14 protein-coding genes, 1 pseudogene and 1 riboswitch are annotated in these 16,986 nt (G+C 65.9%); of the genes and pseudogenes, 8 read left to right on the forward strand and 7 right to left on the reverse strand.

Features of this window, described 5'->3' with window-relative positions:
* Positions 1 to 12 precede the first annotated feature (12 nt).
* The gene (locus tag JZ791_RS08635) at positions 13 to 1,371 is read right to left on the reverse strand and encodes a cytochrome P450 (RefSeq protein WP_308162846.1); all 1,359 of its coding nucleotides are present in this window, start codon (positions 1,369 to 1,371) and stop codon (positions 13 to 15) included.
* Positions 1,372 to 1,438: 67 nt separating this feature from the next.
* Positions 1,439 to 2,647, reverse strand: coding sequence for a CaiB/BaiF CoA transferase family protein (locus JZ791_RS08640; RefSeq protein ID WP_216893673.1), 1,209 nt, complete (start codon positions 2,645 to 2,647; stop codon positions 1,439 to 1,441).
* Positions 2,648 to 3,083: 436 nt separating this feature from the next.
* Here JZ791_RS08640 and JZ791_RS08645 point away from each other — a divergent pair, with 436 nt between their 5' ends.
* From JZ791_RS08645 to JZ791_RS08665, 5 genes and pseudogenes are all read left to right on the forward strand, one after another.
* Positions 3,084 to 3,824: a TetR/AcrR family transcriptional regulator gene (locus JZ791_RS08645; protein WP_216893674.1), complete on the forward strand. Its 741-nt coding sequence runs from the start codon at positions 3,084 to 3,086 to the stop codon at positions 3,822 to 3,824.
* A gap of 266 nt (positions 3,825 to 4,090) precedes the next feature.
* Positions 4,091 to 4,972, forward strand: coding sequence for an acyl-CoA thioesterase (locus JZ791_RS08650; RefSeq protein WP_216893675.1), 882 nt, complete (start codon positions 4,091 to 4,093; stop codon positions 4,970 to 4,972).
* Between the two features lie 195 nt (positions 4,973 to 5,167).
* Positions 5,168 to 5,457 (forward strand): annotated as a pseudogene (locus tag JZ791_RS08655) (LLM class flavin-dependent oxidoreductase); the annotation flags it as partial.
* A gap of 120 nt (positions 5,458 to 5,577) precedes the next feature.
* Positions 5,578 to 6,774: an acyl-CoA dehydrogenase family protein gene (locus tag JZ791_RS08660; RefSeq protein ID WP_216893676.1), complete on the forward strand. Its 1,197-nt coding sequence runs from the start codon at positions 5,578 to 5,580 to the stop codon at positions 6,772 to 6,774.
* Between the two features lie 38 nt (positions 6,775 to 6,812).
* Positions 6,813 to 8,024 carry an acetyl-CoA C-acetyltransferase gene (locus JZ791_RS08665; RefSeq protein WP_216893677.1) on the forward strand — a complete coding sequence of 404 codons (1,212 nt, stop codon included), beginning with the start codon at positions 6,813 to 6,815 and terminating at the stop codon, positions 8,022 to 8,024.
* A 74-nt stretch (positions 8,025 to 8,098) separates the two neighbouring features.
* Here the strand turns inward: JZ791_RS08665 and JZ791_RS08670 are convergent, their stop codons facing one another.
* Positions 8,099 to 8,704, reverse strand: coding sequence for an NUDIX hydrolase (locus tag JZ791_RS08670; RefSeq protein WP_216893678.1), 606 nt, complete (start codon positions 8,702 to 8,704; stop codon positions 8,099 to 8,101).
* 219 nt (positions 8,705 to 8,923) lie between these two features.
* Between JZ791_RS08670 and JZ791_RS08675 the strand changes: the two genes are divergently transcribed.
* The 3 genes from JZ791_RS08675 to nicT all read left to right on the forward strand — a co-directional run bounded on the left by JZ791_RS08675 (position 8,924) and on the right by nicT (position 12,481).
* Complete coding sequence (locus tag JZ791_RS08675) at positions 8,924 to 9,541, forward strand: TetR/AcrR family transcriptional regulator (RefSeq protein WP_216893679.1); 618 nt, start codon at positions 8,924 to 8,926, stop codon at positions 9,539 to 9,541.
* A 257-nt stretch (positions 9,542 to 9,798) separates the two neighbouring features.
* A complete protein-coding gene (locus JZ791_RS08680) occupies positions 9,799 to 11,034 on the forward strand; it encodes an amidohydrolase family protein (protein ID WP_216893680.1) in 1,236 nt (411 codons plus the stop codon).
* Positions 11,035 to 11,151: 117 nt separating this feature from the next.
* Positions 11,152 to 11,295, forward strand: a riboswitch (adenosylcobalamin (AdoCbl) riboswitch).
* Between the two features lie 61 nt (positions 11,296 to 11,356).
* Positions 11,357 to 12,481, forward strand: a complete 1,125-nt coding sequence (gene nicT / locus JZ791_RS08685; protein WP_308162847.1) for a Nickel transporter NicT — start codon at positions 11,357 to 11,359, stop codon at positions 12,479 to 12,481.
* An 18-nt stretch (positions 12,482 to 12,499) separates the two neighbouring features.
* Here nicT and purU read toward each other — a convergent pair whose 3' ends face one another.
* The 4 genes from purU to JZ791_RS08705 all read right to left on the reverse strand — a co-directional run bounded on the left by purU (position 12,500) and on the right by JZ791_RS08705 (position 16,790).
* On the reverse strand, positions 12,500 to 13,387 hold the full coding sequence (purU, locus tag JZ791_RS08690; RefSeq protein ID WP_216893712.1) for a formyltetrahydrofolate deformylase: 888 nt from the start codon (positions 13,385 to 13,387) through the stop codon (positions 12,500 to 12,502).
* Positions 13,366 to 14,262 carry a methylenetetrahydrofolate reductase gene (locus tag JZ791_RS08695; protein ID WP_216893681.1) on the reverse strand — a complete coding sequence of 299 codons (897 nt, stop codon included), beginning with the start codon at positions 14,260 to 14,262 and terminating at the stop codon, positions 13,366 to 13,368. The genes purU and JZ791_RS08695 overlap by 22 nt, the downstream gene beginning before the upstream one ends.
* 83 nt (positions 14,263 to 14,345) lie before the next feature.
* A complete protein-coding gene (locus JZ791_RS08700; protein ID WP_216893682.1) occupies positions 14,346 to 15,704 on the reverse strand; it encodes a hypothetical protein in 1,359 nt (452 codons plus the stop codon).
* Positions 15,705 to 15,767: 63 nt separating this feature from the next.
* Positions 15,768 to 16,790 carry an AraC family transcriptional regulator gene (locus JZ791_RS08705; protein ID WP_216893683.1) on the reverse strand — a complete coding sequence of 341 codons (1,023 nt, stop codon included), beginning with the start codon at positions 16,788 to 16,790 and terminating at the stop codon, positions 15,768 to 15,770.
* Between the last annotated feature and the right edge of the window lie 196 nt (positions 16,791 to 16,986).

Consider the following 16,986-nt stretch of genomic DNA (forward strand, 5'->3'; position numbering starts at 1 on the left):
CCCGGACGGGTGTCATTCGGCGTCCGATCGCCCCGCGGTGACCGGCGCGGCGAGGCCCTGTTCGTCGCACATCCGCTGCAGGCGGTCCAGGGTTTCCTCCAGACCCGCGCCCAGCCGGGGCCCGGGTGTGAAACTCGCCGGTAGATGACGCATGCCCTGAATGACCCCGATGGTGTCGTAATGTACGGCGCCGTCCGGATCGCAGACGAAATCCGGCATCCGGTCGAGCACCGCCGTGAGCATCCGCTTGAAGACCGTGCGGGCCACGTTGGATCCGATACAGCGGTGGACACCGAGCCCGAAGCTGTAGTGACGGTTGCCCTTACGATCCAGGATCACCGTATCCGGATCTTCGAAGACCTGGGGATCGCGGTTCGCCATCGCCCACGACAGCCACAGGCGCTCGCCCTCCTTGAACTGCTGCCCGGCCATCTCGCAGTTCTCCGAGACCGTCCGCCCGTCGCCGGGCGCGGGTGTGAAGAAACGCAGGAATTCCTCGGTGGCCGAGTCGAGCAGCAGATCCCTTTCCCGGCTGAGCGTTTCGCGCTCACCGGGGTGCTGCGACAACCATTCGAGCGAATGCGCCGTGAGCGCGGTGGTCGTGTCGAAACCGCCGCCGATGAGCAGACCGAGCTGTCCGAGCAGATCGAGCTCCGTCGCGGGCTCGCCATCGATCCGCATGCGTACCATGGCATCGATCAGGCCGGGCCGGGGCTGCTCGCGGATTTCGTACAGGTTCTGCATGAGGTCCGTGCCCATGGTCATGTGCAGTTCCTGGACCCGCTGTATTTCGGGAGAGTCCGGTGGCGTGTACACCGAGGCGTGCGCCGCCTCGTTGTAGATCTCCCAATTCTTCAGCGGCACACCGAGCATGGCCAGAGTGAGCACGGCCGGGACGATATTGGCCAGCTCGTCGACGAAATCGATCCGGCCGGATTCGATCTTCTCGTCGAGGCTTGCGCGGACTACCTCGTCGATGAACGGAACCCAGCGGCTCACCGCGGCGGGTGAGAGGTACGGGTTGAGCACCGACCGATACAACCGGTGCTCGGGATCGTCCATTTCCAGGATTCCGTTGCGGATCGGCATGGCGGCCTGGCCCGAGGGAATGGTGATGCCCTGGTAGGCGGGGCGCTCCCCGGTCAGGTCGCGATCATTGGATACGTAGGGGCAGCGGGCGAGTTCGAACACCTCACGGTTGCCGGCCGCGACCCAGTGGCCGCCGTAGGTCTCGGTCCACGCGACCGGACACTTCTCCTGCATATCCTTGGTGATCGTCTCGAATTGGCGCCGATACTCCGGGGTGTGCCGGTCGAAGTGGTAGCTGCGCCGCGGGGTATCGGATTCCGTTGCTGTGCCAGGATTGTTCACTGCGGTGTTCCAATTCTTCGGTCGAATATGGTAGTCGTACCGTTGCTGCGGCCCTGACGAGAGCCGATCACGTCACCGCTCCCGCGGTCTTCAGTGCGACGATGCGATCCCAGTCCATGCCGAGTTCCCGCAGGATCTCGTCGGTCTGGGCGGCGAATTCCGGTCCCGGAGCCAGATCCGGTGCGGTGACATCGAATTGGACCGGACTCGAGACCAATCGGAGTTCACCGGCCGTCCGGATGTACTCGTTGGCCTGGATCTGCGGATCGTCGAGCACCTGCAGGGCGTCCTGAACGGGTGCCCACGGACCGGCCAGGGTGCTGAGGCGTCCGGTCCATTCGCCCAGGGTCCGGCCGCCGATCGCCTCCTTCAGGATCTCGACAGCCTCGTCGGTGTGCTCGGCGATCGAGGCGACGGTCTCGAAGCGTGGGTCGTCGGCCAGGTCCGGCCGATCGATGTGGCGGCACACGTCGGCCCAGAACTTGGTGGGCTGCAACATCACGAACGACAGATGCCGCCCGTCCTTGGTGGCGTACACGCCGACCAGCGGATTGGCCATAGCCCCGTGTGAGCCGGTCGGGCCGGCCAGCAGCGGCTCGCCCGCGTAGGCGGACAACGCGATGGTGTGGCCCATCGACCACAGGCCACTGGACAGCAGCGAGACGTCGACGACGGAAGGCTCACCGGTGCGTTCGCGCTTGACCAGGGCCGCCGCGATTCCGCCGGCCAGATTCGTGCCGGAGATGGTGTCACCGAACGCGGGTCCGGGCGGTCCGATCATGCCCTCGATATCGGGCGGGGTGATCGTCGCGGCGACGCCGCCGCGGCACCAGTAGGCCGTCATGTCGTAGCCGCCCCTGTCGGATTCGGCGCCGCGCGGACCCAGGCCGCTGCCGCGAGCGTAGACGATGGCCGGATTGACCGCCCGGATGTGCTCGACGTCGATGCCGAATCTGGTTCGCGCCGAGGGCAGGAAGCTGGTGAGGAATACGTCCGCGGTCTTGGCCAGCTCGTAGATGACCTCTTGCCCTTCGGGTTTGGACATATCGATGCCGACGCTGCGCTTACCCCGGTTCGCGTGTTCGATGTTCGGGTTCGGGTCGCCCTCCACGACGAAGGCGCCGATCCGGCGCAGGCCGCGCTGCGGGTCGCCGGTGACGGCGTGCTCGACCTTGATCACCTCGGCGCCCCAGTCGGCGAGCACCGCGCCCGCCGACGGGACGAACCCGTACATGGCGACCTCCAGGACGCGAAATCCCTCCAGTGGCCTGCTCATCATCGTGTGCTCCAGTGCGTGTGTCGGTGAGTGCCGTGACGGGGGGCTGGTGCGTGACGGGTGGGATGGTGGGTGGCCTCCGGGCTGCGATTGTGACGACGCCCACTATATCGAATTACCTTATCGTAAGTGCTTTCCGCAAGGGATTCGGCGAAAGTCCCAGGAGGTGTGCCTGTGGTTCTGGTGGTGTGGGATCCCCGTGCCGCGCACGGGATCGTGGTGCCGGCCGGAGAAATAGAAATAGTTACCGTAAGTCATTACTGTATAGTCGGTCAGTACACCGGCCGGGTCGTGACCCGGGCCGTCTCCCGCACTTCACGGGTCCGGATCGACAGGGATGCACCCGATGGAGGCGGATTCACCTGCGACAAGACTGCTACGTTCGATCACCACGGCATGTTCGATGACAACGGAATCGCTTACCGGAAGGATAATTGTGCGCCAGGAGTCGAGCGGTACTCGGACGCCGCGGCGGCAGCGTCGCGAGCGTGGTTCGATCACCGTCGATGAGATCGTGAACGGTGCGTTCGGCCTGGCCGCTGAGGTGTCGGTGGAGAAGCTCAGCATGCCGGCGCTGGCACGACGGCTGGACGTCGGGGTCACGAGCATCTACTGGTACTTCCACAGCAAGGATCAACTGCTGGAGTCCATGCGCGACCGTGCGCTCGAACAGTACGAGATCGCACTGCCGTTCACCGGCACGGGCGCCTGGTACGAACGCCTGCGCGATCACTTCATGGAGATGCGAAAGCTGTTCCGGGACAACCCGGTACTGTGTGATCTCCTGATCATGCACACCGCCTCGTACGGCGCCCATCCGAGCCGTGTCGCGTTCGAGCGGCTCGAGGCCATCTTCGCCACGCTCGTGCGGGCGGGTTTCAGCCCGCAGGACGCACTGGAGACGTACTACTCACTCGCCGGGCACAGCCGGGGTTTCGCGATGCTGGAGCGCAGCGAGGGGCTCGACACGGCGGTCGGGGTGCAGATGATCCCGCCGATCGATCAGAACGCCATGCCCATCCTGGCGAAATTCGTCGCGGAGGGACATAGTCTCAGCCTCGTGCAGGACCGCGTCTACGAGGCCGGGCTGGACGCATTGCTCGACCGGGCCAAGCAGGTACTGAAGTCATCGAAGAGGGCTCAGGCGCCGCGAGCGGGGGGCTCCCGCGATGAGTGATCGGCGGGCCGGGCCGGCAGGACGTTCGCCCGGGCGACGGCGAAGGCCACCCGGTCGAGCTCTCGGAGGGAAATAACGTTCTCAATTTCGGTAGCGCTATTATGCCGATGCTAGAATGACATTCTAGCATCGGCCGGCGGCGACCGTACCGGTAGTCGCCGAATCGCTCGATGCTGGAACGGTATTTGTTACAGTATGGCTATCGGTTGGATATACCGTATCCGCGAGGGCGGTATGAGCGGAGCGCGACGAGAGATGATCGAGATATGACCATAGATTCGGGTCACGTGCTGTGGTCGGTGGACGGACTGCTGGGTTTGTTCGATGCGGCGCCCGCGGGCGACGATCGGTTCACCGGCGAGACCGGACTGGCCGGCGAGGACGACCGTCAGGTCGTCGAGGGAACCCAGGTGCTGGCGCAGGCGATCGTCGCCGGTGCGAAACGGTTCCAGGGCAAGTCGATCCGCTCGGCGTACGCGGTGTTCGCCCGCGCGGTCCTGGTGGGCGAACCGGTCGAGCTCTCCGTCGACGTCGTTCACGAGGGCCGGTCGATGGCGACCGCCGTGATCACCGCTCGGCAGAACGGCAAGTCCTGTGTCACCGTGACCCTGCTGGCAGATGTTCCGTCCGCCGACGTCATCCGCCACCACGCGGCGCGCCCCGATGTCGGCGCGCCCGCCGACGCGAACCTCGCATCGATGCCGATGAGCGGGCGTGAAGTGCGGTTCGTCGGCGTGCAGAACATCAACAGTCCCGATGAGGTCGGCCCGCCGGAGTTGCACGCCTGGCTGCATTACGACTCCACCCCCGCCCGGGACGATCTGGCCAAGGCGCTGCTCGCCTATTTCACCGGACATCTGGCCATCTCGACGACGATGCGGGCGCATCCCGGAATCGGCACCGCCCAAGCGCATCTCACGGTGTCCACCGCACCGATGACCATCAGCGTCAGCTTCCACGAACCCGTCTCCTGGGACGGCTGGCTGCTCTACACCCACGAGAGCACCCAGGTCGGCGCCGGCATGTCCTACGTTCGCGGCACCGTGCACACCGAACAGGGCGAGCTGATCGCCTCGTTCACCCAGGAGGGGCTCATCCGCCCGCTGCGCCGAACCGATAGCACAATCGAGGAGCGTGCACGCCTGTAGCCCGGAAGCGGTTCGGGCACAACGAGGATCCCCAGTCGCGGTACAGCGCCACCGGGCGGCGTGGCTGCCGGATTCGGCGGCCGAGCCGGCACAGCGGCTGCGGGACGCCTGAAACTACCGAGGTGATCCGTGATGTCCGTATTCCGATTGGCTGTGATGCTTCCGCCGGCCGCCGATGTCGACGAGGCCTCGCGCACCGCCGCCGGTCTCGACCGGGTGTCCAAGGGCGGTTCAGCCTCGGTCTGGGCGTCAGCGGTCCGCAGGTCGTCGAGGGATGGCACGGCGTTGCCTACGACGCGCCGCTGGGCCGGACCCGGGACGTGATCGAGATCTGCCGCAAGGTCTGGCGCCGGGAGCGCCTGGAACACGACGGCGCCCGCTACCGCATTCCGCTGCCCGGCGGGACCGGACTCGGCAAGCCGCTGAAGATCGTCGAGCGGCCCTTGCGCTCCGAGATACCCATCTATGTCGCCGCTTTGGGCCCGGTTGGCCGCCTGCCGCGAACGCGGCGTGACCGTTGTCCAGGTGACGCCGGTCGGCGACGATCCGGTGTGTGATCTGCGTCGGTTCCGCGAGATCCTCGACGACTGCTGATGGGAGCAACAATGAGCAAGCTCTGTGCCACAGAGGGTTTGACCGATGTGCAGCGCGACATTCTGAGCGCTGTGCGGAAGTTCGTCGACAATCAGATCCTGCCCGTCGCGACCAGGCTCGAGCACGACGACGAGTATCCGAGCGAGATCGTCGAGCAGATGAAGGATCTGGGCATCTTCGGGCTCACCATCCCCGAGGAGTACGGCGGGCTCGGTGAATCGCTGCTCACGTATGCCCTTGTCGTCGAGGAGATCTCGCGCGGGTGGATGAGCGTGAGCGGGATAATCAACACCCACTTCATCGTCGCCTACCTGCTGTTGCAGCACGGTACGAGTGCGCAGAAGCAGGAGTATCTGCCGCGGATGGCGACAGGTGAGGTGCGCGGCGCGTTCTCGATGAGCGAACCGGATCTCGGTTCGGACGTCAGCGCGATCAAGACGACCGCGACCCCGACCGGCGACGGGTACTCGATCACCGGCCGCAAGATGTGGTTGACCAACGGCGGTTCCGCCAACCTCGTCGCGGTGCTGGTGCGCACCCCCGAGGGCCAGGACAAGCCGCATCGCAACCTGACCACGTTCCTGGTGGAGAAGGAGCCCGGATTCGGCGAGATCGCGGAGGGAATCATGATTCCCGGCAAGATCGAGAAGATGGGCTACAAGGGGGTCGACACCACCGAGCTTCTGTTCGACGATTACCGGATCGCCGCCGATCGGATTCTCGGTGGTGTGCCGGGCCGTGGCTTCTACCAGATGATGGACGGAGTGGAGGTCGGGCGCGTCAACGTCGCCGCCCGCGCGGCCGGTGTCGCCAACAGGGCCTTCGAACTCGGCGTCTCCTATGCCCAGCAGCGCCGGACCTTCGGTAAGCGGATCGCCGATCACCAGGCGATTCTTTTCCGTCTCGCGGAGATGGGAACCAAGGTCGAGGCGGCACATCAGATGGTCGTGCGCGCCGCGCGGATCAAGGACGCCGGTAATCGCAACGATCTCGAGGCGGGGATGGCGAAATATCTCGCTTCCGAATATTGCCGCGACGTCGTCGAGGATTCCTTCCGTATCCATGGTGGATACGGCTTCGCCAAGGAGTTCGAGATCGAGCGGCTGTATCGCGAGGCGCCCATGCTGCTGATCGGTGAGGGCACCGCCGATATCCAGCGCATGATCATCGGCCGGCGTCTGCTCGAGGACTACGCGCTGCCGAGCTGATCCTGTTGCCGCCGAATATATTTCGAAGGAAGTGCACGATGCGTGACGCGGTGATCTGCGAGCCATTACGGAGTCCGGTCGGCGGTTACGGGGGCATGTTCAAAGATGTGCCTGCCGCCGACCTCGCCAGTTCCGTTCTTCGAGAACTAATGCGGCGCACCGGAATAGACGGTTCGGATGTCGACGATGTGCTGTTCGGTCAGTGCTATCCGAACGGTGAGGCGCCGGCGATCGGTCGAGTCGCCGCACTCGACGCCGGGCTGCCGGTGACGGTTCCCGGCCTGCAGCTCGATCGGCGCTGCGGTTCGGGACTGCAGGCGGTCATCGATGCCGCGATGCGGGTGCAGACCGGTATCTGCGATCTGGTGATCGCCGGCGGCGCGGAAAGTATGAGCCAGGCCGAGCACTACGCGCTGGGACTTCGCTTCGGGCTGCGCGGTGAGTCGACGGCCCTGGCCGATCGCATCGGCCGCGGCCGGGTCACCGCGGGCGGCAAACACTATCCGGTGCCCGGCGGCATGCTCGAGACCGCCGAGAACCTGCGCAAGGAGTACTCGATCACCCGGGAGGCCCAGGACGAACTCGCGCTGACCTCCCATCGCCGCGCGGTGGCCGCGCAGCAGGACGGCCGATTCGCGCAGGAGATCGTCCCGATCACGGTGTCGACCAGGAGGGGCGAGGTCGAGCACGACCGCGACGAACATCCCAGGCCCGACGCGTCGATCGAATCGTTGTCCGCGCTGAAGGCGGTGCGCCGCAAGGCCGATGCGGAATCGACGGTAACCGCGGGGAACGCCAGCGGTCAGAACGACGGCGCGGCCGCGTGCATCGTGACCACGCGGGACAAGGCGGAGCAGCACGGGCTCCGGCCGCTGGCGCGCCTGGTGACCTGGGGGGTCGCCGGTGTCGAACCGTCCAGAATGGGCATCGGCCCGGTGCCGTCGTCGCAGGCCGCGCTGGCGCGGGCGGGCTTGGAGCTGAAGGATATCGACCTGATCGAGCTCAACGAGGCGTTCGCGGCACAGGTTCTCGCGTGCACCAGCGCGTGGGGACTCACCGCGGGCGACTTCGATCGGCTCAACGTGAACGGTTCGGGGATCTCGCTGGGCCATCCGGTCGGGGCGACCGGTGTGCGGATCCTCACCACCATGCTGCGCGAACTCGACCGCCGTGCACAGCGTTTCGCCTTGGAGACGATGTGTATCGGTGGCGGGCAGGGGCTTGCGGCGATCTTCGAGCGGATCACCTGACCGGCATTGTCGGGGTCGGGGTTGGGCCGACTGCGCCAGCTGGATCGATTCGTGCCGAGGCCGCGCACGGTCCGTCAGCGCCATGCCCAGACGGGCTGCTCCAGGTCGGCGACGCGGGTGACGCGCTGGTGCAGCATGATCTCCCGGAACTGGTAGAGGATCGCACCGGTCGGCGCGTGCAGCAGCCGGTCCAGCAGCGGCAGTTGGATGACCGGCCGATCGGACTCGGGTATGTCCAGGAAACGCGGCTCCACATCGAGATCGGTGACCGGAATCCGGAACACCTCGGCCACTTCGGCCGGATTGGGTGACAGTGTGGGCTCGTCGCCGATCCACACCACGACGGGCGTCATCACATAGCCGGATCGGGTGGGGTAGTCGTCCAGCAGGCCGAGAACCTGCTCACGCTCGGCCGTGATGCCGAGTTCCTCGTGCAATTCACGCAGCGCCGCGGCGACTGCGTCCTCGCCGGTGTCGAATCGGCCGCCGGGCAAGGCGAATTGGCCGGGGTGGTCGCGGAGTTCGGAGGTGCGCCTGGTCAGCCAGAACGTCAAGCGGCCGTGCTCCTCGCTCAGTGCGATGGCCACCGCGGCCGCACGCCGTCCGTCCAGGGGGGCGGCGATCCGGTCGAAACTCGCCAGCTGCGCGACCAACCCGGCCGACTGATCTGAGAACACCATCAGTCGCACGATACCGATGTGCTCGAAGGGCGGACTGGCCCAGCCCATCCGTGGTGGTCGGCGATATGATTGATGATCACTCGAATGTCCTCCTCGACCGGACCCGGTCGTATACGCCACCGCCGGTGGCCCGCGAGTCTATGGTGCACCCGTGCCAAATACTTTACATTGTTAGATAACCGCTCCGACACCGACCCGACGACTGGAGGACACTGACGGATGGGACGTCCGAAGGTCCCCCTGGTGGATCGCGAGGAAGTGATCACGAAGGCGCTGGACATCATCGACAGGGATGGGCTCGAGGCGCTGAGCCTGCGTCGGCTCGGCACCGAACTCGGCGTGACCGGTGCGGCGCTCTACCACCACTTCGCGGACAAGGAGGAGATCCTGCGCGGCGTGGTCGAGACGGTGCTCGCGCGTGAGGTGATTCCCCGGATCCCCGGCGGCACGTGGGAGCAGTACGTGGTCGAGTCGGTGACGCGCTATCGCACCTCCCTGCTCACGCACCCGAACGCCGCTCCGCTCATGCAGCCCGGCGCCGGGCGCGTACTCGTCAATATCCCGCGCGAGTACATCGTGACCATGATGCTCGAGTCCGGAGTGCCCAAGCGGCTGTGCTATCCGATCATCGACAGCATGGAGACCATGGCCTACGGCGCGGCGATGATGAACCTCCGGCGCCTGCCACTGCACGAACGACTCGGACTGCGCGGCCAGGGCGAGCAGCCCAATCTCGAAAAGGTCGTCCGCGCGACGCCGAAGGCCGCCGAGCGGCTGTTCCAGCTCGAGCTGGAGGCCCTGCTCACCGGGTGGAAGGTCCTCATCGCCAACGGCTGAAAACCTTGTGCGGGCACGGATCTTCGTGTTCCGGCCGAACGCCCCAGGTCATCGGTCTGTTCGTGGTTAACGACGTTAATGGTGTCTCTGTAAAGTCCCCTCGTCTCCGCAGCTCACGGCGCATGCGCCCCTGCATGTCTTCGCGAATTCCCCACGCCGACAGCAACTTTTGTCGATTTCGCAGATAACTAGACAGTGTTTAATTTAGTGCTATCGTGAGGATACAGAGATCCACGAGTTGCCCGGAGGTAACGGTCATGTCCAGGAAGTTGGACTTCCCGGTGTTCGACGCCGACAACCACATGTACGAGACCACGGACGCGTTCACCAAGTACCTGCCGAGCAGTCATGCCGGCCTGGTGAAGTACGTCCAGGTCAACGGCCGCACCAAGATCGCGTTGCGGAACGTCATCAGCGAGTACATCCCCAACCCGACCTTCAACAAGGTCGCCCCTCCCGGTGCGCAGGAGGTCGAGTTCAAGCTGAAGAATCCGGCGTCCCGGACCAAGGCGCCGAAGGAGGGCGACAAGGTCCTCGCCGACCCGCCCAGGTACATCGAGGCGCTGCCGGGCTTCTTCAATCCCAAGGATCGGCTCGAGCTCATGAACGAGCTGAGCATCGACCGCGCGCTGATGTGGCCCACGCTGGCCAGCCTGCTGGAGGAGCGCCTCGCCGACGACGCGGAGGCGACGCACACCGTCGTGCACGCGCTGAACGAGTGGATGTTCGAGCACTGGTCGTACGAGTACGAGGGGCGGATCTTCCCGACGCCGGTCATCACGCTGCCGATCGTCGACGAGGCGATCCGCGAGTTCGATCGCGTGGTGGAGCGGGGTGCGCGTGTGATCCTGATCCGCCCCGCCCCGGTGCCGGATCTCAAGGGCGCCCGCCGCTCGTTCGCGCTGCCGGAGTTCGATCCGTTCTGGAAGCGCGTCGAGGAATCCGGCGTGCTGGTCGGTATGCACGCCTCCGATGACGGATACCAGCGCTACATCAACGAGTGGGAGGGCAACCAGGGGGAGTACCTGCCGTTCGGCCACGAGACGAACGGATTCCGCGAGATCCTGCACGCGCAGACGCGCGGGATCACCGACGTGGTCTCCTCGATCATCGGCCACGGGCTGGCCACGCGGTTCCCGAAGCTGCGGTTCATGCCGGTGGAGAACGGCAGTTCGTGGGTGCGGCCCCTGGTCGACACCCTGCAGCGGGTCTACGAGCGCACACCGCATGCGTTCGCCGAGGATCCGATGGTGGCATTCCAGCGCTCGATCATCGTGCATCCGTTCCACGAGGAGGATGTGCTCGGTCTGGTCGACACGGTCGGCTCCGACAACGTCGTCTTCGGTTCCGACTACCCGCACCCCGAGGGTCTGTTCGACCCGGTCACATGGGTCGACGAACTCGACGAGCTGAAGCTCGAGGACCGCAAGAAGATCATGGGCGGCAACCTGGCCAAGCTGATGGGTGTGGACCCCGAGGCCAAGGCCGTCTGACACCGCGCGCGGACAAGTGGGGCATGCCGTCCGGGCGGCATCGCCCCATTGTTCATCGCGCGTCCGGCCGGTGCCGGTCATCCGGCGGGTGACTGGTACCGTCGAATCTGCCGCGGGACACTACCGCGGCCGATGAGGCGCAGCGAAGTCCGGTGTGAATCCGGCACTGTCCCGCAACGGTGAACCCCCTCGGGGGCGAGTCCGGTCGCCTGAGCCTCATCGTCGGCACAGGTCCTCGGATGAAGGGCGTTCGTGTGGACGCGACAACTGTTGTCCCGGTAGAACTCTCCGCATCCTCCCTGTCTGATCGGGAGGATGGGCAGTGACAAGAACCGTCTCCGCGTGGCGGACGCTCCGCGCGAACCTGAACAGGGCGGAACAAACCAGGCTGGGCGGGATGGCCCTGATAATCCTGGCGATGAACCTTTTCGGCTGGGGCATTTTCGTGCTCGCCATCATGCCCCACCACTTCCATTACAACGGCCTGGGTATCGGCCTCGGGGTGGCGTTCACCGCCTGGACGCTCGGCGCCCGGCACGCTTTCGACGCCGACCATATCTCGGCGATCGACAATGTCACCCGCAAACTGATGGCCGAGGGCAAACGGCCCCTGGGCACCGGGTTCTTCTTCGCCCTGGGCCATTCCTCGATCCTGGTCGCCGTCGGCGCGGGCATCGTGATCGCCACCAAGGCCGTCTACGGGGCGATGGTCGACCCGAACTCCACCTACGAGACCATCGGCGGCACCATCGGCACCAGTGCCGCGGCGCTGTTCCTGTACCTGATCGCGCTGCTGAACCTGGTGGTCCTGGCGGGCATCGTCAAGATCTTCCGATCCATGCGGCGCGGCCTGATGGACGAGCGGGAACTCGAGCGCCAGCTGCAGAACCGCGGTCTGATGTACCGGTTCTTCCGGCGCTGGATGAACTCGATCACCAAGACCCGGCACATGTTCCTGGTCGGCGTGGTGTTCGGCCTCGGCTTCGATACCGCCACCGAGGTACTGCTGCTCGCCGCGACCGCCGCCGCGGCCACCCAGGGCCTGCCCTGGTACGCGGTGCTGGCGCTGCCGCTGCTGTTCGCCGGCGGCATGACCCTGTTCGACACCGTCGACGGCATGTTCATGAACGTCGCCTACGGCTGGGCCTTCGCCAAACCCGTGCGCAAGGTGTACTACAACATGATCGTCACCGGCTTGTCGATCTTCGTCGCGTTCGTGATCGGCACCATCGAGCTGTGCCAGGTCCTGTCCCAGGAACTCGACCTCGATGGGCCCTTCTGGAACTTCATGAACAACTTCGACATCAACAAGGCGGGATTCACCATCGCGGGGATGTTCGTGGTCGTCTGGATGGTCGCGGTCGCGGTCTGGCGGTTCGGCCGCCTGGAAGACCGCTGGACCGCCCGCGCTACCGAGCCGTCCGTGGAACCATCCACGGACACATAGCGACTCGTATCGTCGCGGCTAACGGAAAACGACCGTGCGAGCGCCGTCGAGCAGCACCCGATTATCGGTATGCCACCGGACCGCCCGGGCGAGGGCCCGGCATTCGTTGTCCCGGCCGAGCGCGGTGACCTGATCCGCGGACAGAGAATGGTCGATGCGGGCCACTTCCTGCTCGATGATCGGGCCTTCGTCCAGATCGGCGGTGACGTAGTGGGCGGTCGCTCCGATGAGCTTCACTCCGCGCTCGTGGGCCCGCTGGTAGGGCCGGGCACCCTTGAAGCTGGGCAGTATCGAGTGGTGGATATTGATCGCACGCCCCTCCAGCGTGTGGCACAGATCGACGGACAGGATCTGCATGTACCGGGCGAGCACGATCAGGTCCACATCCAGGTCGGCGATCAGTTCCAGCAGTCGAGCCTCGGCGTCGGCCCTGGTCTCGGGGGTGACGGGCACGTGATGGAACGGCACCCCGAAGTTGTCCGCCAGCACCCCGAGATCGGGATGGTTGGATACGACGGCGGACACGACGATGTTCAGTGCGCCGGTCGAGGCGCGGTAGAGCAGATCGTTGAGGCAGTGCCCGTATTTGCTCACCATGATCAGCACACGTTGCGGATCCGCGGCTCGAGTCAGCCGCCACGACATCGTCAGGGCGCCCGCGACCGAGGCGAAGCCCTGCCGCAACTCGGGTAGGTCCGGCGCGTGGCCGTAGACGTGCTCGAACTGCACGCGCATGAACAACCGGGCCTGTGTGGGGTCACGGAATTGCTGGCTCTCGGTGATCGTGCAGCGGTGGTCGGCCAGAAAGCGGGCCACCGCCAGCACGATCCCGGGCTGGTCCGGGCAGGAGAGAGTGAGCACCAGCCCGGCGCCGGGCTGCCCGATCACGCTGATCTCTCCGGCCATTCCGGTGTGGGAGAGGACGCCAGTCCTGTGAGCTGCCGCTGCCACGCGACGGTCACCTCGACCTGGTTGAACGTGAACATGTGCAGGCCTTCGATATCGAACTCCTCGGCGAGCAGCCGCTCGCCCATGTCCAGCAGCAGATCCTGCGGGGCGTAGGAGCGGCCCAGTAGCAGGCTGCCGACCATTCCGTGCTGCTTGGTCAAATACCGAATGGACTGGCCCACTCCGATCCGAAGCGACAGTTCCGCCAGTTTCGTCGTCTTGATCGGTGCGGCCAGACCTATGCGCAGTGGCAGCAGGACCCCGGCCACCCGTATCTGCTCGATCCAGTCCATCAGCGCGGCGCTGTCGAAGCACAGCTGGCTGACCATGTAGTCGGCGTGGACCTGTTTATCGAGCAGTGCCTCCAGCAGGTCAGTGTCCGGAATCTTCGGGTGGCCCTCCGGGTAGCATCCGACGCCGATGCGCTCCAGCCCATGAGCGAATCCGGACAACGCGTCGAGTATCTCGGCAGCTGAGGAGAACTTGCCCAACGGCTCGTCCGCGTCGCCACCGATCACATACAGGTCGTTCACGCCCAAATCGACGACGCGGGACACGAATCGGCGCAACGATTGTTCGTCCCGGACCATCCTCGCCGCCAGATGCGGCACCACGCGGTAGCCATCGGCAACCGTCGTGGTGGCATATTCCAGCGTCCGTTCGAGCCCGAACTTCGGTGAGCACGTGATCGTTACCGTGGATCCCGTCGGCGCCGCCCGCACCTTTTCTCGCGCACCTTCGAGTGGAATCACCTCCAGCGACGCGGATGCGATCAAATCGGTTATGCGCTGGTGTATTTGTGTGCCGATGGCATCGCAGGGATTTTCGGTCATGACACTCTCTTTCTGAACCAAGCCATGTGTCGCCGGGCGTGCGGCGCGGAGCTCTGGGCGGACCAGGGCGATGCGGCGGATCGCTAGACCAGCGGCCGGGTGCTCACGACCGCCCGGACTTCTCTGAGGGCGTGCGGCTCGACGGTGGGACGCAGGCGGGCTCCCTCGGGGTCGCCCCAGACCACGGTGACCTCGGTGCCGTCGACGGCCTGTTCCTCATCGATCATGGCGAGGGAGGACCACGTTCCGGCGTTGACGGTGTAGCCGGTGCGGTTCGAGATGCCCGCCACCCGGCCGTCGTGCATGACCACGTCGTACTGGAAGGTGGCGTAGACCGCGTAGGGGGTCTGCAGGTGCTTGGGCCGGTCCTGTTCGGGCGAGTACAGAGCGTCGCCGAGGAGGCGGGTGACGTCCTCGCGGTTCCAGCGCAGCCAAACCTTCCGCCGGTGCGGTTCGGCCTGGATCCGCCGTAGCGCGTCGGCGCCGATGAAGTCGTGGTCGAACTTGATCACGTTCGCGTAGCCGAGGTCGTAGGGCGTCGGCACGTAGTCGTTGATGTCGTCCGAGGCGAAGCTGCCTCCCAGGGATGCGCCGGCCTCGAATCCCTTGGCGGGCAGCCACTGTCGGTAGGCCTTCATGGCATCGCCGGCGTAGATGCCGGGCACGGGCAGGCCCAGCCAGCCCGACTCCAGCGCTGTGGTGGAGTACGCGATCGCCCCGCCCTGCCGCAGGCCATACTGCTCGCCCGCGGAAAGCAGCGCCTCCAGGACCCGCGGCCCGGACTCCCGGGGCCCCCAGATCTCCAGACCGGTCATCTCCTGTCCGGGGACGCCCACCATGGTGTGGTTGAGCGCCTGAACCTCGATTCCGGCGATGTCGAAGGCGCCGATGGTGAAAAACTTGATCCGCGGAAGAGGGGCGCCGTGTGCGGCCGAGACGATTTCGAGGGCACGGGGTCCCTGGACCTGATAGCGGAACAGCAGGCGCTCGCCCGGGTTGGCCAGCGCGCTTTCGTCGCGACTGATCGCGATATCGTAACCGCCCCGCTCGGCCTGAAAGGAGACCCAGTTCGCGGCGCAGGGGCCGCCCACGATGCTGACCTTCTCCTCGCTCAGCCCGAACAGGATCGCGTCGCCGACGTACTGGCCGTCGGGGTTGCACACGATGATCTGCTTGGCCTTCCTCGCCCCGAAGGTGGCGAAGCTGTTGACCGCCACGTCGCTCAGCAGCTGCCGCACGCCGGGGCCCTCGAAGTAGACATCGGTCATGTGCTGGGACTGGTCGAATATTACGGCGGTCTCATGCCAGGACCTCTGCTCGTCCTGCCACGTGGTGAACTGAGGCGGAATGGGAAACGGGGCAGCGCCGGCCCGCGAGGTGCGCAGCATATTCACCGCCCCGCCGGCCTCGGCGATCTTGTCTTCAAGACTCTCGATGGCCATATCGGAAACGTTATTAGCCGCGCCGCATCCGGCCGAGTCGCTGGCCGAAGGCGTAAGTGCCAGTTAGCGAACCGTGGTGGCGTCCCCGGAACGCAGTGTCGTGGCGGGCCTGACGCCGAATCGCTCGACGTAGCCGGCCGCGAACCGGCCGGCATGCCAGAAGCCCCAGCGGCACGCGACCTCGGTGACCGTGGTGCCGTCTCCAGGAGTGGCACGCCGAAGGTCCTCGTGGGCGCGCATCAGTCGCTGGTCCCGGACGAACTCGCGCGGCGTCTTACCCAGTTCCTTGCGAAAGCCCAGCTCGAGCGACCGGACGGTGACGCCCGCCGCACGGGCGAGGGCGGGGATCGTCCAGATGGCCTGTTCCTCGGCCGACACCAGGTCGACCGCCTCGCGGACGACGCGCCGGCCCGGCCGCGTCCCCTGGCCCAGCAGCCTGGCCCGGTAGTTGTGGTCCAGTCCGAGCAGCACAGCCAAGAGGACCTGCTCCTCGAGGCGGCGCGTGACCACCGGGGGAAGGGGGGAATCCGGGTCCTTCTCGTCGTAACTGGCGGCCAGCAGTTCGGCTGCCCCGGACAGCGACCGGCGCGCCGGCCCGGCGATCGGGCCCGTCTGGACCCGCAGGTCCGGGGGCGGCGACTCCATGAGCAGGTTCCCGAGCGCGAGTTCGACCGCGTGCCAGTCGACGCGCACCGTGAGTACCGACGCCCGATCGCTCCACTGCGCGTGCAAGGCGTCCCGCGAGTACGTGACACCCGCCGTTTCCCCAGGCACGATGTCGAACTCGCGACCTTGATGCCGCATGTGCACCTGGCCGGAGACCGGGAGAAGGATCGCCAGGTAGTCACGGCGCGAAGGTAGCGGAACGTCCACGGCGACGTCGGTGCCGTACGTCAGGTACAGCAGGGAGGTGGAGTGAACCCCGACCGAGCGGCAGGTGGCCTCGAATCGGTCATCGTGGTCGCGCACCACCAACTGGTTCGTGGACAGGACGCCGGCCGTCAGGACCGAAGCCTCGGCGGGGTCCTTGGTGCGGTAGCGCTCGTAGGCGTGCAATGGCCCGTCGCCGCGGCTCGGGGCGGACACTGGAAAACCGGGACCCGTCGAGCTGGAAGTCATTTGATCGACGTCTGTCACGGTCATCACCTCGGAAGGAAACGGTCCAATGCGTTCGGGAAGCCGGGAAGCGTTCGGCCACTGGATCTTTGAACCAGGAGACTACAGCGCGTAGCCGTATACCGAGACTGTACTCCGTCGGAGCCGCGCCTCCCGGTTTGTTCCC

It is taken from the genome of Nocardia alni (genome assembly GCF_019038435.1).
Taxonomy (GTDB): domain Bacteria; phylum Actinomycetota; class Actinomycetes; order Mycobacteriales; family Mycobacteriaceae; genus Nocardia; species Nocardia alni.